The organism is Streptococcus mitis (assembly GCF_003942865.1).
Taxonomy (GTDB): domain Bacteria; phylum Bacillota; class Bacilli; order Lactobacillales; family Streptococcaceae; genus Streptococcus; species Streptococcus mitis_BI.
Genome location: NZ_RJNZ01000011.1, coordinates 1 through 19746 on the forward strand (window position 1 = coordinate 1; position 19746 = coordinate 19746).

The 19746-nt window shown below is 39.3% G+C and carries 16 protein-coding genes, 12 tRNA genes and 1 rRNA gene; 25 read left to right on the forward strand and 4 right to left on the reverse strand.

Annotated features, from left to right (window positions below):
- Positions 1–55 precede the first annotated feature (55 nt).
- The 21 genes from rrf to pcp all read left to right on the forward strand — a co-directional run bounded on the left by rrf (position 56) and on the right by pcp (position 9389).
- Positions 56–171: ribosomal RNA gene (gene rrf, locus D8845_RS07580) — 5S ribosomal RNA — on the forward strand.
- A gap of 4 nt (positions 172–175) precedes the next feature.
- Positions 176–248 (forward strand) — tRNA-Val (locus tag D8845_RS07585).
- A 5-nt stretch (positions 249–253) separates the two neighbouring features.
- A tRNA-Gly gene (locus D8845_RS07590) sits at positions 254–324 on the forward strand.
- Between the two features lie 35 nt (positions 325–359).
- A tRNA-Ile gene (locus D8845_RS07595) sits at positions 360–433 on the forward strand.
- Between the two features lie 8 nt (positions 434–441).
- A tRNA-Glu gene (locus D8845_RS07600) sits at positions 442–513 on the forward strand.
- A 4-nt stretch (positions 514–517) separates the two neighbouring features.
- A tRNA-Ser gene (locus tag D8845_RS07605) sits at positions 518–607 on the forward strand.
- Positions 608–618: 11 nt separating this feature from the next.
- Positions 619–692, forward strand: a tRNA-Met gene (locus D8845_RS07610).
- Positions 693–695: 3 nt separating this feature from the next.
- Positions 696–768, forward strand: a tRNA-Phe gene (locus tag D8845_RS07615).
- Between the two features lie 13 nt (positions 769–781).
- A tRNA-Tyr gene (locus D8845_RS07620) sits at positions 782–862 on the forward strand.
- Between the two features lie 4 nt (positions 863–866).
- Positions 867–937: transfer RNA gene (locus tag D8845_RS07625), tRNA-Trp, on the forward strand.
- A 14-nt stretch (positions 938–951) separates the two neighbouring features.
- Positions 952–1024: transfer RNA gene (locus D8845_RS07630), tRNA-His, on the forward strand.
- Positions 1025–1037: 13 nt separating this feature from the next.
- Positions 1038–1109: transfer RNA gene (locus D8845_RS07635), tRNA-Gln, on the forward strand.
- Between the two features lie 9 nt (positions 1110–1118).
- Positions 1119–1202: transfer RNA gene (locus D8845_RS07640), tRNA-Leu, on the forward strand.
- Positions 1203–1308: 106 nt separating this feature from the next.
- A complete protein-coding gene (locus tag D8845_RS07645; RefSeq protein WP_125453032.1) occupies positions 1309–2586 on the forward strand; it encodes a gamma-glutamylcysteine synthetase in 1278 nt (425 codons plus the stop codon).
- Positions 2587–2661: 75 nt separating this feature from the next.
- Complete coding sequence (thrC, locus tag D8845_RS07650) at positions 2662–4146, forward strand: threonine synthase (RefSeq protein WP_125453033.1); 1485 nt, start codon at positions 2662–2664, stop codon at positions 4144–4146.
- Positions 4147–4206: 60 nt separating this feature from the next.
- A complete protein-coding gene (locus D8845_RS07655) occupies positions 4207–5487 on the forward strand; it encodes an MATE family efflux transporter (RefSeq protein ID WP_125453034.1) in 1281 nt (426 codons plus the stop codon).
- A gap of 3 nt (positions 5488–5490) precedes the next feature.
- Positions 5491–6135: an HAD family hydrolase gene (locus D8845_RS07660; RefSeq protein ID WP_125453035.1), complete on the forward strand. Its 645-nt coding sequence runs from the start codon at positions 5491–5493 to the stop codon at positions 6133–6135.
- A gap of 140 nt (positions 6136–6275) precedes the next feature.
- Complete coding sequence (locus tag D8845_RS07665) at positions 6276–7514, forward strand: LysM peptidoglycan-binding domain-containing protein (RefSeq protein WP_125453036.1); 1239 nt, start codon at positions 6276–6278, stop codon at positions 7512–7514.
- Positions 7515–7833: 319 nt separating this feature from the next.
- Positions 7834–8259 (forward strand): MarR family winged helix-turn-helix transcriptional regulator, encoded by a 426-nt coding sequence (locus tag D8845_RS07675; RefSeq protein ID WP_185757428.1) that lies wholly within the window; start codon positions 7834–7836, stop codon positions 8257–8259.
- A 10-nt stretch (positions 8260–8269) separates the two neighbouring features.
- Positions 8270–8632, forward strand: coding sequence for a DUF1304 domain-containing protein (locus D8845_RS07680; RefSeq protein ID WP_125453038.1), 363 nt, complete (start codon positions 8270–8272; stop codon positions 8630–8632).
- Between the two features lie 112 nt (positions 8633–8744).
- Complete coding sequence (pcp, locus tag D8845_RS07685) at positions 8745–9389, forward strand: pyroglutamyl-peptidase I (protein ID WP_125453039.1); 645 nt, start codon at positions 8745–8747, stop codon at positions 9387–9389.
- Positions 9390–9416: 27 nt separating this feature from the next.
- On the opposite strand, the gene D8845_RS07690 is transcribed toward pcp, so the two are convergent.
- The gene (locus D8845_RS07690) at positions 9417–10274 is read right to left on the reverse strand and encodes a DUF975 family protein (RefSeq protein WP_125453040.1); all 858 of its coding nucleotides are present in this window, start codon (positions 10272–10274) and stop codon (positions 9417–9419) included.
- Positions 10275–10390: 116 nt separating this feature from the next.
- Here D8845_RS07690 and tgt point away from each other — a divergent pair, with 116 nt between their 5' ends.
- The gene (gene tgt, locus D8845_RS07695; RefSeq protein ID WP_125453041.1) at positions 10391–11533 is read left to right on the forward strand and encodes a tRNA guanosine(34) transglycosylase Tgt; all 1143 of its coding nucleotides are present in this window, start codon (positions 10391–10393) and stop codon (positions 11531–11533) included.
- A 100-nt stretch (positions 11534–11633) separates the two neighbouring features.
- On the forward strand, positions 11634–13451 hold the full coding sequence (locus D8845_RS07700; RefSeq protein WP_125453042.1) for an acyltransferase family protein: 1818 nt from the start codon (positions 11634–11636) through the stop codon (positions 13449–13451).
- A 108-nt stretch (positions 13452–13559) separates the two neighbouring features.
- On the opposite strand, the gene D8845_RS07705 is transcribed toward D8845_RS07700, so the two are convergent.
- Genes D8845_RS07705 through D8845_RS07715 form a run of 3 tightly spaced genes read right to left on the reverse strand, consistent with a single transcriptional unit; the run spans position 13560 to position 17000 of the window.
- Entirely contained in the window at positions 13560–14849 is a 1290-nt protein-coding gene (locus D8845_RS07705; protein WP_125453043.1) for a DUF6161 domain-containing protein, read from the reverse strand.
- Positions 14850–14866: 17 nt separating this feature from the next.
- Entirely contained in the window at positions 14867–15715 is an 849-nt protein-coding gene (locus D8845_RS07710; protein WP_125453044.1) for an NgoPII family restriction endonuclease, read from the reverse strand.
- A 1-nt stretch (position 15716) separates the two neighbouring features.
- Entirely contained in the window at positions 15717–17000 is a 1284-nt protein-coding gene (locus D8845_RS07715; RefSeq protein ID WP_125453045.1) for a DNA cytosine methyltransferase, read from the reverse strand.
- Positions 17001–17311: 311 nt separating this feature from the next.
- Here D8845_RS07715 and nagA point away from each other — a divergent pair, with 311 nt between their 5' ends.
- Positions 17312–18463, forward strand: a complete 1152-nt coding sequence (gene nagA / locus D8845_RS07720; protein WP_001134549.1) for an N-acetylglucosamine-6-phosphate deacetylase — start codon at positions 17312–17314, stop codon at positions 18461–18463.
- Positions 18464–18631: 168 nt separating this feature from the next.
- Entirely contained in the window at positions 18632–19690 is a 1059-nt protein-coding gene (locus D8845_RS07725) for a zinc-dependent alcohol dehydrogenase family protein (RefSeq protein ID WP_125453046.1), read from the forward strand.
- The last annotated feature ends 56 nt before the right edge of the window (positions 19691–19746 follow it).

A 19746-nucleotide genomic window follows, 5' to 3' on the forward strand; every position in this document is an offset into this window, starting at 1 on the left:
GAATGGTTTTCTTGATTTGAATAGATATTCAATTTTGAGTAGGTATTACTCAGAGTTAAGTGACGATAGCCTAGGAGATACACCTGTACCCATGCCGAACACAGAAGTTAAGCCCTAGAACGCCGGAAGTAGTTGGGGGTTGCCCCCTGTGAGATATGGAAGTCGCTTAGCTCTAGGGAGTTTAGCTCAGCTGGGAGAGCATCTGCCTTACAAGCAGAGGGTCAGCGGTTCGATCCCGTTAACTCCCATTTAAGCGGGTGTAGTTTAGTGGTAAAACTACAGCCTTCCAAGCTGTTGTCGCGAGTTCGATTCTCGTCACCCGCTTTGAACTCTGTTCAAATTACCAAGTTTTTTAACTTGGGCGCGTAGCTCAGGTGGTTAGAGCGCACGCCTGATAAGCGTGAGGTCGGTGGTTCGAGTCCACTCGTGCCCATAAAGTTTGGTCCGTTGGTCAAGGGGTTAAGACACCGCCTTTTCACGGCGGTAACACGGGTTCGAATCCCGTACGGACTATTTTGGAGGATTACCCAAGTCCGGCTGAAGGGAACGGTCTTGAAAACCGTCAGGCGTGTAAAAGCGTGCGTGGGTTCGAATCCCACATCCTCCTTTTTGTATTAACGCGGGATGGAGCAGCTCGGTAGCTCGTCGGGCTCATAACCCGAAGGTCGTAGGTTCAAATCCTGCTCCCGCAATAAGGCTCGGTAGCTCAGATGGTAGAGCAATGGATTGAAGCTCCATGTGTCGGCGGTTCGATTCCGTCTCGCGCCATTATATATTTTTCGGAAGGGTAGCGAAGAGGCTAAACGCGGCGGACTGTAAATCCGCTCCTTCGGGTTCGGGGGTTCGAATCCCTCCCCTTCCATTTTACGGGCATAGTTTAAAGGTAGAACTAAGGTCTCCAAAACCTTCAGTGTGGGTTCAATTCCTACTGCCCGTGTTAATAAAATTATGGCGGGTGTGGTGAAGTGGTTAACACACCAGATTGTGGCTCTGGCATGCGTGGGTTCGATCCCCATCACTCGCCTATTTTATATTATTGGGGTATAGCCAAGCGGTAAGGCAAGGGACTTTGACTCCCTCATGCGTTGGTTCGAATCCAGCTACCCCAGTTACTATTTGCCGGCGTGGCGGAATTGGCAGACGCGCTGGACTCAAAATCCAGTGTCCGCAAGGACGTGCCGGTTCGACCCCGGCCGCCGGTATAGTATAGCGATAAGGAACGTTGTAGATCTTCGTTCCTTTTTATATTATGTTTGCTATAATAATACTTATTCAAATTTTATTTAGATTATGAAAGTGTAGGGAAGTATGTCTCGTTCTATCGATTTATTAAAATATCGGTATTTGAAAAATATTAAAGAAAATCCTGAATTGTTTGTCGGGATTGAGCTGGAATATCCTGTTTTAAACTTAGAAGGGAATGCTACAGATGTTGAAGTTATCAAACACTTATTCCGATATTTAGTTTCTGCTTTGGATTTTACTGTCGAAAAGGTAGATGATTTTGGGACTCCCATTCAGTTAGTGGATCCAGTAAGTCAGGATACTATTTTATTTGAAGTTTCCTATACTACGATTGAGTTTGCATTTGGTAAGGCTGAAACGATGCAAGAGGTTGAAGAACGTTTTAGTATTTATATGGAAGCAATCCAGAAGAAGTTAGCTGAATCAAATCATACTATTGTTGGCTGTGGTATTCATCCCAACTGGGATAAAAATGAGAATTGTCCAGTGGCTTATCCACGCTATCGGATGTTGATGGACTATTTGAGTTTGAGTAGGAATGTGACTAAATCAGACTTACATCATTTCCCTGAATATGGTGCTTTTATCTGTGGGAGTCAGGTTCAGTTGGATGTTTCAAAGTCTAACTACTTACGGGTAATTAATGCTTTTACCCAAATTGAAGCAGTTAAGGCTTATTTATTTGCAAACTCTGAGTTTACAGGTGCAGATTGGGATACAAAAATCTCAAGAGATATTTTCTGGGAAGAATCGATGCATGGTATCTATCCAGAGAATGTTGGTGTCAATGCTAGTCTCTTTAAAGATGAGGATGATTTTTTTGATTATCTAGATCATTCTGCAATTTTTACTGCGGAACGTGATGGACAAACCTATTATTTTTATCCGATTCAGGCTAGGGACTATTTGGCTACACCTGAAATCCAAGCATATGCGCTTAATGGGGATGAGATTATTATTTATCCTCAAGAGAAGGATTTTGAAACCCATCGTAGTTATCAGTACCAAGACTTAACGACTCGCGGAACAGTTGAGTTTCGTAGTGTGTGTACTCAACCTCTAGATAGAACCTTCGCTTCAGCAGCTTTTCACTTAGGATTGTTGGTTAATTTAGATAAGTTAGAAGCTTACTTAGAAACAGCACCTTTCTTTAAAGAATTTGGTCGTGATTACAAGTTTTTAAGACGGCAATTTTCTAAAAAAAATCTTATAGCTGAGGAAAAAACTGCGATTATTGAATTTTCCAAAGACTTACTCCTTCTAGCTGAGGAAGGACTGGAGATGAGAAATAAGCAAGAAATGACCTACTTACAGGCTTTGAAAGAAGAATTGAGCCTATAATTTCTCTTATAAAAGGAGAATTTTCTGAAAAATCATGATATAATGGATGAGACTATAGATAAAGGATAGAGAGTAATGACATTAGTTTATCAATCAACGCGTGACGCCAACAATACAGTAACTGCTAGCCAAGCAATTTTGCAAGGTTTGGCGACGGACGGTGGTTTATTTACACCGGTTACTTATCCAAAGGTAGATTTGGACTTTGACAAATTGAAAGATGCTTCTTATCAGGAAGTTGCTAAGATTGTTTTGTCAGCATTTTTAGATGACTTTACAGCTGAAGAGTTGGACTACTGTATCAACAATGCCTACGATAGCAAGTTTGATACTCCAGCTATCGCACCATTAGTGAAATTAGACGGGCAATACAACCTGGAGCTTTTCCATGGTTCAACAATTGCTTTTAAGGATATGGCCTTATCTATTTTGCCATACTTTATGACAACAGCTGCTAAGAAGCATGGTTTGGAGAATAAGATTGTCATCTTAACAGCGACATCTGGTGATACTGGGAAGGCTGCTATGGCAGGGTTTGCGGATGTTCCTGGTACTGAGATTATCGTCTTTTATCCAAAGGATGGTGTCAGCAAGGTGCAAGAGTTGCAAATGACCACTCAGACTGGTGATAACACTCATGTTATCGCCATTGATGGTAACTTTGACGATGCTCAAACCAACGTTAAGCATATGTTCAATGATGTGGTCCTTCGTGAAAAATTATCGGCCAATAAGTTGCAATTTTCATCAGCTAACTCTATGAATATTGGTCGTCTGGTACCACAGATTGTTTATTATGTTTATGCCTACGCTCAGTTGGTTAAGACTGGTGAGATTGTGGCTGGTGATAAGGTCAACTTCACAGTACCAACTGGAAACTTTGGAAATATCTTGGCTGCCTTTTATGCTAAGCAAATTGGTCTACCAGTTGGCAAATTAATCTGTGCTTCAAATGACAACAATGTTTTGACAGACTTCTTCAAGACACGTGTTTACGACAAGAAGCGTGAGTTTAAGGTAACAACTAGTCCATCTATGGATATTTTGGTATCTTCAAACTTGGAGCGCTTGATTTTCCATCTTTTGGGTAATGATGCGGTTAAGACAGCTGAACTCATGAATGCCTTGAACACGCAAGGACAATATGAATTGACAGACTTTGATGCAGAGATTCTTGCACTCTTTGTAGCTGAATATGCGACTGAGGAAGAAACAGCAGCAGAAATCAAGCGTGTTTATGAGTCAGATTCTTATATCGAGGATCCACATACGGCGGTTGCCTCAGCAGTTTATAAAAAATACCAAGCTGCTACTTGGGATGCGACTAAGACAGTGATTGCTTCAACAGCTAGTCCATACAAGTTCCCAGTGGTTGCAGTAGAAGCTGTAACTGGAAAATCAGGGCTTGGCGACTTTGAAGCCTTGGCTCAATTACATGAAATCTCAGGCGTTGCAGTACCACCAGCAGTTGATGGGCTTGAAACAGCTCCTGTTCGTCATAAGACAACTGTTGCAGCAACAGACATGCAAGTAGCGGTTGAGGCTTATCTAGGACTTTAAAACAGAGGGAGTAAACTCGGTTGGGAAACCAACTGAGTTTCTTTTCATCAGGAGGACGGATTGTTTAAGAAAAATAAAGATATTCTTAATATTGCATTGCCAGCTATGGGTGAAAACTTTTTGCAGATGCTCATGGGAATGATGGACAGTTACTTGGTAGCCCACTTGGGCTTGATAGCCATTTCGGGTGTATCAGTAGCTGGCAATATTATCACGATTTACCAGGCGATTTTCATCGCTCTGGGAGCTGCTATTTCCAGTGTTATTTCAAAAAGTTTGGGGGAGAAGAATCAGTCTAAGCTAGCCTACCATGTGACTGAGGCGTTGAAAATTACTTTACTCTTAAGTTTCCTTTTGGGAGCTTTGTCCATCTTCGCTGGGCAAGAGATGATAGGACTTTTGGGGACGGAGAGAACTGTAGCTGAGAGTGGTGGACTCTACCTATCTTTAGTAGGCGGATCGATTGTTCTCTTAGGTTTAATGACTAGTCTGGGAGCCTTGATTCGTGCAACGCATAATCCACGTCTGCCTCTCTATGTTAGTTTTTTATCCAATGCCTTGAATATTCTGTTTTCAAGTCTAGCTATTTTTGTTCTGGATATGGGGGTAGCTGGTGTTGCTTGGGGGACAATTCTGTCTCGTTTGGTAGGTCTTGTGATTTTGTGGTCGCAATTAAAGTTGCCTTTTGAGAAACCGACTTTTGGTTTAGATAAGGAACTATTGACCTTAGCTTTACCAGCAGCTGGAGAGCGACTGATGATGCGGGCTGGAGATGTAGTAATCATTGCCTTGGTTGTTTCTTTTGGAACGGAGGCGGTGGCGGGAAATGCAGTCGGAGAAGTCTTGACCCAGTTTAACTATATGCCTGCTTTTGGAGTTGCTACAGCAACGGTCATGCTGGTAGCTCGAGCAGTTGGAGAGGATAATTGGGAAAGAGTAGCTGGTTTGAGCCAGCAAACTTTTTGGCTTTCTCTGGTCCTCATGTTGCCTTTGACCTTCAATATCTATGCTTTGGGTGTACCACTCACTCATCTCTATACGACTGATCCTCTAGCGGTTGAGGCTAGTGTTCTAGTGACACTGTTTTCACTACTTGGAACTCCTATGACGATAGGAACAGTCATCTATACAGCAGTCTGGCAGGGTTTGGGCAATGCTCGCCTTCCCTTTTATGCGACAAGTATAGGAATGTGGTGTATCCGCATTGGAACAGGATATCTGATGGGGATTGTTCTTGGTTGGGGCTTGCCTGGTATTTGGGCAGGTACTCTTTTGGATAATGGTTTTCGTTGGTTATTTCTACGTTACCGTTACCAGCGTTATATGAGCTTGAAAGGATAGGAAATGCAAAAAACAGCTTTTATTTGGGATTTAGACGGGACATTATTGGATTCTTACGAAGCGATTTTGTCAGGGATTGAGGAAACTTTTGCTCAGTTTTCTATTCCTTATGATAAGGAGCAGGTGAGAGAGTTTATTCTCAAGTATTCTGTTCAGGATTTGCTTGTGCAGGTGGCGGAAGAGAGAAAACTGGATGTGGAAGTGCTAAATCAGGTGCGTGCCCAGAGTCTGGCTGAAAAAAATGCCCAAGTAGTTTTGATGCCAGGTGCGCGTGAGATGCTAGCTTGGGCAGACCAAGTAGGAATTCAACAGTTTGTTTACACTCATAAGGGAGACAATGCTCTTACCATTCTCAGAGACTTGGGTTTGGAATCTTATTTTACAGAGATTTTAACCAGTCAGAGTGGCTTTGCGCGTAAACCTAGTTCAGAAGCGGCTAACTATCTGATAGACAAGTATCAGTTGAATCATGATAATACTTATTATATAGGGGACCGGACTTTGGATGTGGAATTTGCTCAGAATAGTGGGATTCAAAGTATCAACTTTTTAGAGTCGACTTATGAAGGTAATCACAGGATTCAAGCGTTAGCAGATATTTCCCGTTTTTTAAGGCTGAGCGATAAAGAGATTGTGTCAGTTTTGTGACAGAGACCTAACAAACTATTTCAAGTAACCGAGTTTGTTACAAGGAATAGACAGTTCTGTTAAATAGGCCCGAGAGGGCTTTTTTTCTGCATTTTTTGTGTTATGATAGACAGGTACTCATTTGAAAGGAATTTGAAAGAATGAAGAAAAGAATATTATTAGCCTCAACAGTAGCCTTGTCATTTGCCCCAGTATTGGCAACTCAAGCAGAAGAAGTTCTTTGGACTGCACGTAGTGTTGAGCAAATCCAAAATGATTTGACTAAAACGGATAACAAAACAAGTTATACCGTTCAGTATGGTGATACCTTGAGCACCATTGCAGAAGCCTTGGGTGTAGATGTCACAGTTCTTGCGAATTTGAATAAAATCACGAATATGGACTTGATTTTCCCAGAAACTGTTTTGACAACGACTGTCAATGAAGCAGAAGAAGTAACAGAAGTTGAAATCCAAACTCCTCAAGCAGACTCTAGTGAAGAAGTGACAACTGCGACAGCAGATTTGACAACCAATCAAGTGACGGTTGATGATCAAACTGTTCAGGTTGCAGACCTTTCTCAACCAATTGCAGAAGCTCCAAAAGCGGTAGAAACTACAAGAACAAAAGAAGTGGCATCAAGTTCAGAAGTTGCAGAGACAGTTGCTACTGCAGAAGAAGTGGCACCATCTACAAATACCTCAACGTCAGCGGAGCAAACAGCCGAAACAAGTAGTGCAGTTGCAGAAGCAGCTCCTCAGGCAACGACTCCAGCTGAGAAAGATGAAACACAAGCAAGCACTCAAGCTGAGAAAGATGAAACACAAGCAAGCACTCAAGTTGAATCAGCAGTGGAAGCAACTACAATACCAGTAGAAGAAAAAGCACCTGAAACAACTGCAACAAGTTCAGAAGAAGCAAAAGAAGTAGCATCATCAAGTGAAGCTACAGCAGCAGTTTCTACTTATCAACCAGAAGAGGCGAAAACAGTTTCAACAACTTACGCGGCTCCAGCTGCGCCCGATTATGCTGGACTGGCAGTAGCGAAATCTGAAAATACTGGCCTTCAACCACAAACAGCTGCCTTTAAAGAAGAAATCGCCAACTTGTTTGGCATCACATCCTTTAGTGGTTACCGTCCAGGAGATAGTGGAGATCACGGAAAAGGTTTGGCTATCGATTTTATGGTACCAGAAAGCTCAGAACTAGGGGATAAGGTTGCGGAATACGCTATTCAAAACATGGCCAGCCGTGGAATTAGTTACATCATCTGGAAACAACGTTTCTATGCTCCATTCGATAGCAAATATGGGCCAGCTAATACTTGGAACCCAATGCCAGACCGTGGTAGTGTGACAGAAAACCACTATGACCACGTTCACGTTTCAATGAATGGATAAATCAGACTTTATAATATCATTTTGACGAATGAGATCTAGCTTTCGTTATAGAGAGCGATTCTCGTTCGTTTTTTTCTTTGTCATACTCTTCGAAAATCTCTTCAAACCACGTCAGTTTTATCTGCAATCTCAAAGCTGTGCTTTGAGCAACCTACGGATAGCTTCCTAGTTTGCTCTTTGATTTTCATTGAGTATCAATATGAATGGAAAATGGAAGTTACCATTTTGTAATGATTGAAGCAACATTCTTGCAATCTATTTTACTTTGCACTATAATTGATTAGTCAACTATTGATAAATCAATAGAAAGGAGAAAGAAATGATAGAGATTCAAGATTTACTTTATCAACTCCGCTTGTCTGAGCAAGCGAGCACGAAATTGTTTGAGAAAAGACTTGGGATTAGTTTGACACGGTATCAGATTTTATTATTTTTGCTGAAGCATTCCCCTTGTAATCAAATAGCAGTTCAGGAGCGTTTGAAAATTGATCAGGCTGCTTTGACACGGCATTTCAAGATTTTAGAAAAGGAAGGTTTGGTGGAGCGTCATCGTAATCCTGAAAATCAGCGGGAAGTGTTGGTAGAGGCTACGAAGTACGCTAAGGAGCAGTTAGTGGTGAATCCCCCTCTGCAACATATCAAGGTTAAGGAAGAGATGGAAAGTATCTTAACAGAGTCTGAAAGAACAGAACTCAGCCGTTTATTAGACAAATTGGTTTTGGGTATTGAAAATATAGAAATTTAAGGAGAAATAGATGTCAATTACTACAATCATTTTAGCAACGATCGTTGCTTTGGAGCATTTTTACATTTTTTATTTGGAAAGTATTGCAACACAATCAGATGCGACTAGTCGTGTCTTTAACATGGACAAGGAAGAACTGGCTCGTCCGTCGGTAAGTTCACTGTTTAAAAATCAAGGGATTTATAATGCTTTGCTAGGAGTCTTTCTCCTGTATGGGATTTATTTCTCACAGAATTTAGAAATTGTGACTATTTTTGTCTTGTTTGTGATTGGTGCTGCGGCTTATGGCTCTCTCACAGCAGATAAAAAAATTATTTTAAAGCAAGGCGGACCAGCTTTTTTGGCCTTGATTAGTATTTTTCTCTTTAAATAAACTTTAATGCCAGTCTGATCCTCTCTAGTCCTTTTCACTCCAGAATAAGGGAAATATGTTATACTTGTTTTTAAGAAAAAAGTCTCATTGAATTAGTTTTGAGGAGTTAGAAATGAAAGTATTAGTGACAGGTTTTGAGCCCTTTGGAGGGGAAAAGGTCAATCCAGCCTTGGAGGCCATTAAAGGTTTACCAGCTGAAATCCATGGTGCTGAGGTCCGTTGGTTAGAAGTGCCAACAGTCTTTCAAAAATCGGCCCAAGTATTGGAAGAAGAGATGAGTCGTTATCAACCTGATTTTGTCCTTTGTATTGGCCAAGCAGGTGGAAGATCTAGCTTGACACCTGAACGAGTGGCCATTAACCAAGACGATGCACGCATTCCTGATAACGAAGGTAATCAGCCGATTGACCTTCCCATTCGCCAAGACGGTGCTTCGGCCTACTTTAGTAGTTTGCCTATTAAAGCGATGGTCCAAGCTATAAAAAAAGAGGGCTTGCCGGCCTCTGTTTCCAATACGGCAGGGACTTTTGTCTGCAATCATTTGATGTATCAGGCTCTCTATTTGGTAGAAAAGAAATTTCCACATGTTAAGGCAGGTTTTATGCACATTCCTTATATGATGGAACAGGTGGTGAATCGACCGACTACTCCAGCTATGAGTTTAGTGGACATTAGGCGAGGGATAGAAGCAGCAATCGGAGCCATGATAGAATATGGAGATGAGGACCTCAAGTTGGTAGGCGGAGAAACTCATTGATAGAAAAAAGCTTGAGGGGAAAAACCTTCAAGCTTTTGGACGTTTTCGAGCCAGTACTGCTCGGTAAAAAATCATTTTATTGATTTGAATGTAGGGTAGGAGTGAGAAACTAGCAATTCCAAAAGTAATCCAATTGAGGAAGTACCAAGGAAGGAGTTGTAGGTCTAGGACGAAACGCTGGAACTTGTAACCTTTCATCAGGAAACGGCTAGTCTTAAGGATTTGTCCTGGATTGGCTTGTCCCAAGTCTAGGGTGTCACAGAGGAGAAATTCTACCTGCGAATAGGCATAGTATTGTGGAATATAGAGACTATTTCCTACAATCATCAAGAGGATACTTGCTAGAAAGTAAAGACCAAAGGTTATGAGGAGGTCTTCGGTTTCAATTGACGTGAGATCCAGATTGGGAAACTCAGGGTGAAGGGCAACGAATTTTTTTGCAAGAAAACTACTGTAAAAGAGGAAGTAAATCCCGAGTAAACTAGGAATGCTCCATAAAAAGAGATAGAAACGTTTGAGAAGAAGAGTCAAAAAGGTTTGTGAAAAGTGCTCTTCGTTAAAGAGAGTAAGACTATTTTTGACGGATAGTTCTGTATCTGGATTCTTTATAAGTTTTAGCGTTGTATAGACGGAACTGGTTAGAAGAATAGCTCCGATAAAGGAGACTAATAGTGGGAAAAGGTAGGCTTGGGATATATGGCCAAACACGCTTAAAAAGGGTTGTTCTAAAACACTCTCGTTTATGCGCTCTAAGGGATTGAGGAAGCCAGACAAAATGACCAGCATGCTAGGTAATAGATAGACGAGAAAGAGGCGGGGATTTTCAGATTGAAATTGTCTAGCCTGCAGACGAACGGNTTTTAAATCAATTTTTGGGTATTTCATTCTCTCATTATACCATAGTTCGTGACAGTTCCTACTTTTTTTGATAAAATCATACAGTATGCCCTTGGGCACAAAGTATGAACTGGGACTGTCTTTCCCAGCTTCGGAGGTAAAAAATGTCAGATTCACCAATCAAATATCGTTTGATTAAGAAAGAAAAACACACAGGAGCTCGTCTGGGAGAAATCATCACTCCCCACGGTACCTTCCCAACACCTATGTTTATGCCAGTTGGGACACAAGCCACTGTCAAAACTCAGTCGCCAGAAGAGTTAAAGGAGATGGGTTCAGGGATTATCCTGTCAAACACCTATCATCTCTGGCTTCGCCCTGGAGATGAACTCATCGCACGCGCAGGTGGTCTCCACAAGTTCATGAATTGGGACCAGCCTATTTTGACAGATAGTGGTGGTTTTCAGGTTTATTCCTTAGCAGATAGTCGCAATATCACAGAAGAAGGGGTAACCTTTAAAAATCATCTCAATGGTTCTAAGATGTTCTTATCCCCAGAAAAAGCCATTTCTATTCAGAATAATTTGGGCTCAGACATCATGATGTCCTTTGATGAATGTCCTCAGTTTTATCAACCATACGACTACGTTAAGAAATCAATCGAGCGTACCAGTCGTTGGGCTGAGCGTGGTTTGAAGGCTCACCGTCGTCCACATGACCAAGGTTTGTTTGGGATTGTGCAGGGGGCAGGATTTGAAGACTTGCGTCGCCAATCGGCTCATGACCTTGTTAGCATGGATTTCCCAGGCTACTCTATCGGTGGTTTGGCGGTGGGAGAAACCCACGAAGAGATGAATGCAGTCTTGGACTTTACAACTCCACTGCTGCCTGAAAATAAACCTCGCTATTTGATGGGGGTGGGAGCGCCAGATAGCTTGATTGATGGGGTGATTCGTGGGGTGGATATGTTTGACTGTGTCTTGCCGACTCGAATCGCTCGTAATGGGACTTGTATGACCAGTCAAGGTCGTTTGGTTGTCAAAAATGCTCAGTTTGCTGAGGACTTTACGCCACTGGATCCTGAGTGTGATTGCTACACATGTAAGAACTATACACGCGCCTACCTTCGTCACCTGCTCAAGGCTGATGAAACCTTTGGTATCCGCTTGACGAGTTATCACAATCTTTACTTCTTGCTTAACCTGATGAAGCAAGTGAGACAAGCCATCATGGATGACAATCTCTTGGAATTCCGTGAGTATTTTGTTGAAAAATATGGCTATAATAAGTCAGGCCGTAATTTTTAAACTGGAATTGATATAAGCTAAAAATCCTAAGTTTTCTCTTGGGATTTTTCTTCTTTTTTTGATAGAATAAAGTGTATAATGAAAGGGAGAATAAACTCGTATGCGTATTAAATGGTTTTCCTTGATTAGGATTACAGGTTTACTTTTGGTACTCTTGTATCATTTCTTTCAGACAATCTTTCCTGGAGGATTTTTCGGGGTAGATGTCTTTTTCACATTTTCAGGCTTTCTGATTACGGCTCTACTTATCGAAGAATTTTCTAAAAATCATGAGATTGACTTGATTGGATTTTTTAGGAGACGCTTTTATCGGATTGTGCCACCTGTGGTTTTGATGGTCTTGGTAACCATGCCCTTTACTTTTCTAGTTCGGCAAGATTATGTGGCTGGAATTGGGGGTCAGATTGCGGGTGTCTTAGGCTTCATGACCAACTTCTATGAGCTCCTAACAGGTGGGAGTTATGAATCTCAGTTCATTCCACATTTGTTTGTTCATAATTGGAGCTTGGCTGTTGAGGTTCACTACTATATTCTTTGGGGGTTGGCAGTTTGGTTCTTATCTAAACAGTCCAAATCAAATGGTCAGTTGAGAGGAATGGTCTTTCTCTTATCTGCTGCTGCCTTCTTGATCAGCTTCTTCTCCATGTTTATTGGTAGTTTTCTAGTAACCTCTTATTCCTCTGTTTACTTCTCTAGTTTAACTCATGTCTATCCATTCTTTTTGGGAAGTATCTTAGCAACGATTGTAGGTGTTCGTCAGACAACTTCTTTAGTTAAGCAGTTGAATAAAATCTGGGATTTACGAAAGACCCTTTTAGTTTTTGGAGGAGGTTTTGGCTTCTTACTCATTTTGACCTTCTTTGTCAAATTTACCTATCTCTTTGCCTATCTTATGGGCTTCTTGCTTGCCAGTCTTGCAGCCCTTGCTATGATTTTGGCGGCGCGTGTCTTACATGAAAAGACTCCTAACGTGCAGGAGCCAAAGATGATCAGCTTTTTAGCGGATACTAGCTATGCGGTTTATCTTTTCCATTGGCCTTTCTACATTATTTTCTCACAGTTGACATCAAATCTTCTTGCTGTGTTATTAACTTTGATTTTTTCTTATGGATTCGCCAGCCTATCATTTTATGTGTTGGAACCTTGGATTGCAGGAAAGGACACACCTATTATACAAACCCTTCGTCCTCTGCCTCATATTCACACAATCCTTGCTGCAAGTACAGGAATCTTGGCCTTCATTGTCTTTTTAGTGACTTTGATGGCACCACAAGTGGGAGCGTTTGAGACAGACTTGACTGTCAATGGTTTGAAGCAAGCTGCAACAAATATTGGTCAGACCAAGGTGATGACAGAACGAGCCGAAGCTGATAGTTTAGGAATTGCTGATGGCACTATGTTAATTGGTGATTCGGTAGCACTAAGAGCTAATACAGCTTTGCAGACAGCCCTTCCTGGAGCACAGATTAATGCACAAGTCAGCAGAACAACCAAGACTGCCAATGAAATCATGCTAAATAATAGCCAGAATAAATTTCTACCAAAGATGGTGGTTATTGCAACTGGGGTAAATAATCCTGAAAATTACAAGGAAGATTGGGATAGTATCGTGAAAAATCTTCCTAAGGGCCACCATATGGTTTTGGTGACTCCTTATGAAGGAGATAAGACAAAAGAGACCTATGGAATCGTTGAGAAGGCGGCTGCCTATATGAGAGAATTGGCAGAGAAGACTCCTTACGTCACGATAGCAGATTGGAATCAAGCTGCTAAGGAACATCCAGAAATTTGGACTGGGACAGACCAAGTCCATTTTGGAAGTGACAATAGTAAAATTGAAGCAGGAGCTAAATTGTATGCAGATACCATTGCTGCAGCCTTGCAAACAGCTCAAGACAAGCCGGTTAAATCAAAATAACTTGTATTAAAAAGAGAAGAGTTGGAGAAAGGAAGTATGACATCCAGCAGTCTAAAAAAATCTGAGTTCAGACACCTTATAAAAGCATAAAACGGCAAATTGCCGTTTTTATTTTATATTCTTTGATAAAATAGCTAAAATTGTATCGCTATCATTTGAGGTATCTGTTTTTACTAGTCCTGTTTCAACTCTACTAAATAATGAGTTAATAATTATTAGTCGCTCGTCTTTATCGATGTCAGTTCCAGCATAAGTTAGAGATTGATAAAATCTCGTTAAAGCTGCTTTTTGTCTGTATTCAGTAGCCAAATGATGATTTGACATCACAATCTTTATCAACACTCTAACAATGTAGATAAAAAATGAAATGACCGAAATAAGTATAAATGACTCAGATATGAATGGAATCTCTTTTTTGATAACATTTAAAGAATAGTCGTGTATCACGAGAACTAATATTACTGAAACAGATATTAAAGCTAAGACTGCACCAATAAGGAACCATGTCCATTTTGTAGCTCGCTTTTGATGTTCTATAGCACGCTCATTCCAAAGTTGCTCTGGAGCCTCTAGAGAAAGCTTATTTTTATATGTTTCCTCTAAATCTTTAAGCTTATTTTGCTTTTCTTTTTGCCAGTCGTTGAGAGATTTTTGAAATTCAGCAAACTCAGAAACTTTTTCATCGAATTGTTCCTGAATTTTATTATGTTTATCTTCTGTGAATGACGTAATTTCTCTATACTGTTCATCGGAGTTGTCTGAGATATCTTTCAACTTGCTAGCTAGAGGAGCTACTATATTTGTTTCAAAATCAGATATATTCTCTTTAATGTTTGAAAAGTTTTTTCTAAGTAAATATAGTGCTGGATAAAATACATATTGAGAGGTATTTGATAAATAACTACCTATAGCATTATTATACTTAGAGAGATAAATAAAATTTCTGATAGCTTCATTAAGATTGTCTTGAGATTGTTGAGTATAGAAAGAAACGAAACTTTTTAGTTTACGAATTTCTGAATCTTTGTCAATAGGAGAACTTATTGATAATATGTATACCATCTTATCTTGTTCTATTGATTCACGACTACTTGATAAATTATAGTAAAGTTGTTCATTTATTTTATCGATATTCAATTCTTCAAGCTCGAAGATATATTTTCTTATTAAATTAAACTTATCGCTCAAATTTTTCCAATTTGACATAAAATTATTGGGAGCTATGTCATAAATTGAACTCCAATAAGTAAGGTTACTTTTTATAATTTTTTCAAGCTCATCAAATGTAAAAAACTCTTTGTATTCGTGAAAATCAATTATAAAATCGCTAGAAATAGTGAATCTAAAGAGAATTTTATCATTTAGAAAATTTGATACTTGTTTTTTCGTAAAACTCATTATTTACCTCAATAGAGTTAAAAGTGAAAATTAATTTTCTTACAATCAATAAGTTGTGCAGGATTATTTGGATTTTTAACTTTTACATCAATAATTGATAGATTGCATGTATTATTAGCTAAAGATAGTAGCTCATCTTTATTGTTAAAGTTATCAAAATGCTGTGATGATACTAATGCAAATAAGTTGAAATCAGCCTCTTCTACTGGGGTATAAATATATTTAAAAACAGTAAAAGGATTATCAAGTAGCCACATACCACGAATACGAAGACTTGTTATTCCTAATGGGTCAATCTTATTTACTCGCCCAAGTTCTTGAGTTGGTGAAAAATTAACGTTTGGAATGCTTGATATGCCGTATTTTATTTTTTCAAAAATATCTTGATAGACTATCTTATCAGCACAATAAACAGAGGCGTCAATCAATGCTAACTCTCTGAGCTGTCTATTATTTACAAAACCGATTGAATAAATAAAATCTTTCTCACTCCATTCTTCTGCTTCACGAGCAGCTTGTTTTAATCGAGAATCATCAACATAAAGTTTAGATTTAGGACTTGAGCTATTAAGTTGAAGCTGAGAATTACGACTTTCGATTTTCTTAGTTTCAATGGCTGCTCCGCCTTTCAACATAGCATCAGGTGGATTAGAATCATTACCCAGATATGAAAAAACTTGATTTACTTTCAGTATTCGGGCTGATTCGTCATCTTCTAAAATCGTGTCAGCAAAGCTATCAACAATATATTTTTCAAGAGCATCTCCCATTGAATTAGCTCGATTAGAACCCATATAAATTTCTTGAAGATTGGAGTTATGACTCTTTATAATGTTAATAACTGCTGTTAAAATATTCGCTTCCATATTATTTTCCTTTAACAATTTCCTTATATATAAAATCTGATATGGGTTGAGTAATAGCTTTTGCTAATAATACAGGGACTGCATTCCCAATTTGCTTATAAATTTTATCAATTCGTCCATTTTCTTTAAGTTTCATATTTCCGCCATCTGAAAACTCAAACCAATCTGGAAATGTTTGAATTCTGGCGATTTCTTTTATAGAAAGTCTCCTATTTATATCGCCATTAAAAATCCATTTATTTTTTTCAATTTTTGTCATAGGTTCACCACCTGGGTGTTGAGGAGCTTGGCGACCAGATGCCTGAATAGTAAAAGATTGTTCAGACCAACTCTTTTTTCTATTTCGACTCATGTAGATTGTTGAGTATTCACCTTGAAAATATGGCCCTGGGTTATTTTTAAGGTCCCCAATAGCCTGTTCTAGTGTTACGAAAGGTAGTTTTTCTTCGAGTAAGTCAATTTCATTAGGATTACTGTGAGTAGTCTCTGGTAGTTGATAATGAAAACCATATTTTTGTTCGATTTTTTCTTTATGAACACCAATTAAAAAAACTCGCTCACGCAACTGAGGAACCCCATAATCTCTAGCATTTACTAAATGAGGAGTGACGGTATAACCAGCCGCTGCAAAATCAGCTACAATTTGATTTAATACTTCACCACGACCCAAAGTCATCATTCCCTTAACATTTTCTGCTACAAAAAATTCAGGTTGAGTTTGAATGAGTGCACGAATAAAATGGATATATAAAAAATTTCTGGGGTCATCTATAAGTCGTGGTCCAGCTTCTGAGAATCCAGGGCAAGGAAAGCCCCCAATCATAATTTGGCATTCTGGAAAATGAGAAACCTTTCGGATGTCTTTTTCATGCTGAGTGACATGTTTAGGAAAGTTTAATTTGTAAGTCATATTAGCTTCTTTAAACATATCGTTTGTATATATCGTATGAAAAATACTTTCTGAACGATATTTATTAAATGTCTCTTTTCCAGAATTGAAATATTCTAAAGCTTTTTTATCACCAATAACGCTACTTAACCCAGCCAATTCAAGTCCTAAATCAAGTCCTCCAGCACCGCTGAATAATGAAACTACATTAAATTTATTTTCTCTGCTGTCAATATTTAACAACAAACTTATATCTTTTTCATCTTCAGGTACAGATAGCTCTTCTTCTGAAATTTTTTGAAGAAGTATCTCTTTAACCTCATCATTTGATAAATTGCGTGTTTCTGGTTTGAATTTTCCTCGTGAGCGATTTGCTTGCTTAGTTTTTTCTCTCATTTATTACAATCCTATTCCTATCAATAATTAACTTCCATTATACCATATAAAGCTAATGAGCAGAAGGTTTAAATTCATTACCCGATATCCTAGTTAGCTTGCGAAAAGTCTCAGATTTAATTCTAGCATAATTCGTTGTCTGAGAGTAACTTCCAGTTTTGGGAGAGAGATGGAAGTTACTTTGATAAGTTACGGCTCTTTTAAAATATCTCTAGAAAATAGGTCTATACCATTTACAAATGAATCAGAAAAGTTTATAATGTAATTGACATAATAAATATCAAAAGTAATCTTTTAAGGAGGTCATTATTATGCCTAATTACGTTAAAGCGGATCAGTTTTTCTATCCATTTGGCATTCGTCGCGGTGGGTACTTAGAACTTGTTGATGGTAAATTTGGGAAACATGTGGATCAAATTCCTGAAGGAGCAGAGGTTCTTGACTATACTGGTTATAGCATTGCACCAGGTCTTGTGGATACTCATATTCATGGATATGCAGGTGTAGATGTGATGGACAACAACATTGAAGGTACATTGCATACTATGAGTGAAGGACTTCTTAGTACCGGTGTTACCAGTTTCTTGCCCACAACTTTAACAGCCACTTATGAGCAATTGCTTGCAGTCACTGAAAATCTTGGAAACCATTATAAAGAAGCAACAGGTGCTAAGATTCGTGGGATTTATTATGAAGGTCCATATTTCACAGAAACTTTTAAGGGGGCACAAAATCCAACTTATATGAGAGACCCGGGTGTTGAGGAGTTTCATTCTTGGCAGGATGCTGCAAAAGGGATGCTAAATAAAATCGCTATTGCACCAGAACGTGATGGGGTGGAAGATTTTGTACGTACTATTACAGGTGAAGGTGTGACAGTTGCACTTGGACACTCAGATGCGACATTTGAACAAGCTAAGAAGGCAGTTGATGCTGGAGCTAGTGTATGGGTACATGCCTATAATGGGATGCGTGGTTTAACACACCGTGAACTAGGTATGGTAGGAGCTATGTATGAGCTCCCACATACTTACGCAGAATTGATTTGTGATGGTTATCACGTAGATCCAAAAGCTTGTGAGATTTTACTTAAGCAAAAGGGGACAGAAAACATCGCTCTTATTACGGACTGTATGACAGCTGGTGGGCTTGAAGACGGTGACTATATGTTGGGAGAATTCCCTGTTGTAGTAGCAAATGGAACTGCACGTCTCAAATCTACTGGTAATTTGGCAGGTTCTATCCTCAAACTTAAAGATGGTATGAGAAATGTAGTCGAGTGGGGCATTGCAAATCCACACGAAGCGGTCATGATGGCTAGCCTTAACCCAGCTAAATCTGTTCACATTGATGATGTCTGTGGACAAATTCGTGAAGGTTATGATGCAGATTTTATTGTTTTAGACAAAGATTTGGAATTGGTAGCTACGTATCTAGATGGTGTGAAACGTTATCAAGCATAAGAGAGAAGGCAGAAGTTAGTGACTAGCTTCTGCTTTTTTATCTATATTACTTTACCGGTAAATAAAAAAGTTAAAAAAATCACAAAAAATCTTGAACAAACAAATAAAAAGGCTTACAATTATATTATAAATTATAAATAGTACAAATAAAAAAAGGAGGAGTGCTTTATGAAAGCCTATACTTATGTTAAACCAGGACTTGCTTCTTTTGTTGATGTAGACAAACCAGTTATATGCAAGCCAACAGATGCTATTGTGCGTATCGTAAAAACTACTATTTGTGGAACAGACCTCCATATTATCAAAGGGGATGTTCCCGCTTGCCAAAGTGGTACCATTCTTGGTCACGAAGGGATTGGGATTGTTGAAGAAGTTGGGGAAGGAGTTTCTAACTTCAAAAAAGGCGACAAGGTCTTGATTTCTTGTGTCTGTGCCTGTGGTAAATGCTACTACTGTAAAAAAGGAATTTATGCCCATTGTGAAGACGAAGGGGGCTGGATTTTCGGTCACTTGATTGACGGTATGCAGGCTGAATATTTACGTGTCCCTCATGCAGATAACACTCTTTACCATACTCCAGAAGACTTGTCAGATGAAGCTTTGGTTATGTTATCAGACATTTTGCCTACTGGGTATGAAATTGGTGTCTTGAAAGGGAAAGTAGAACCTGGTTGTAGTGTAGCCATTATTGGTTCAGGACCTGTTGGATTGGCTGCTCTCTTGACAGCTCAATTCTATTCACCAGCCAAATTGATTATGGTGGACTTAGACGATAACCGCTTGGAAACTGCTTTATCATTTGGTGCGACTCATAAGGTTAATTCTTCAGTCCCTGAAAAAGCTATTAAAGAAATTTATGATTTGACAGATGGTCGTGGTGTAGATGTTGCTATCGAAGCTGTTGGTATTCCTGCAACATTTGATTTCTGTCAAAAGATTATCGGTATAGACGGAACAGTTGCCAACTGTGGTGTACATGGTAAACCAGTCGAATTCGATTTGGATAAACTTTGGATTCGCAACATCAATGTAACAACTGGTTTGGTATCTACAAATACCACTCCACAATTGTTGAAAGCTCTTGAAAGTCATAAGATTGAACCAGAAAAATTGGTAACTCACTATTTCAAACTCAGTGAAATTGAAAAAGCTTATGAAGTCTTCAGTAAGGCAGCAGACCACCATGCCATCAAGGTCATTATTGAAAACGATATCTCAGAAGCTTAGGTAGTAAAAAGATTTTAGAACATAAGCAAATAAAAATTCAGTCATCCATCAGATGG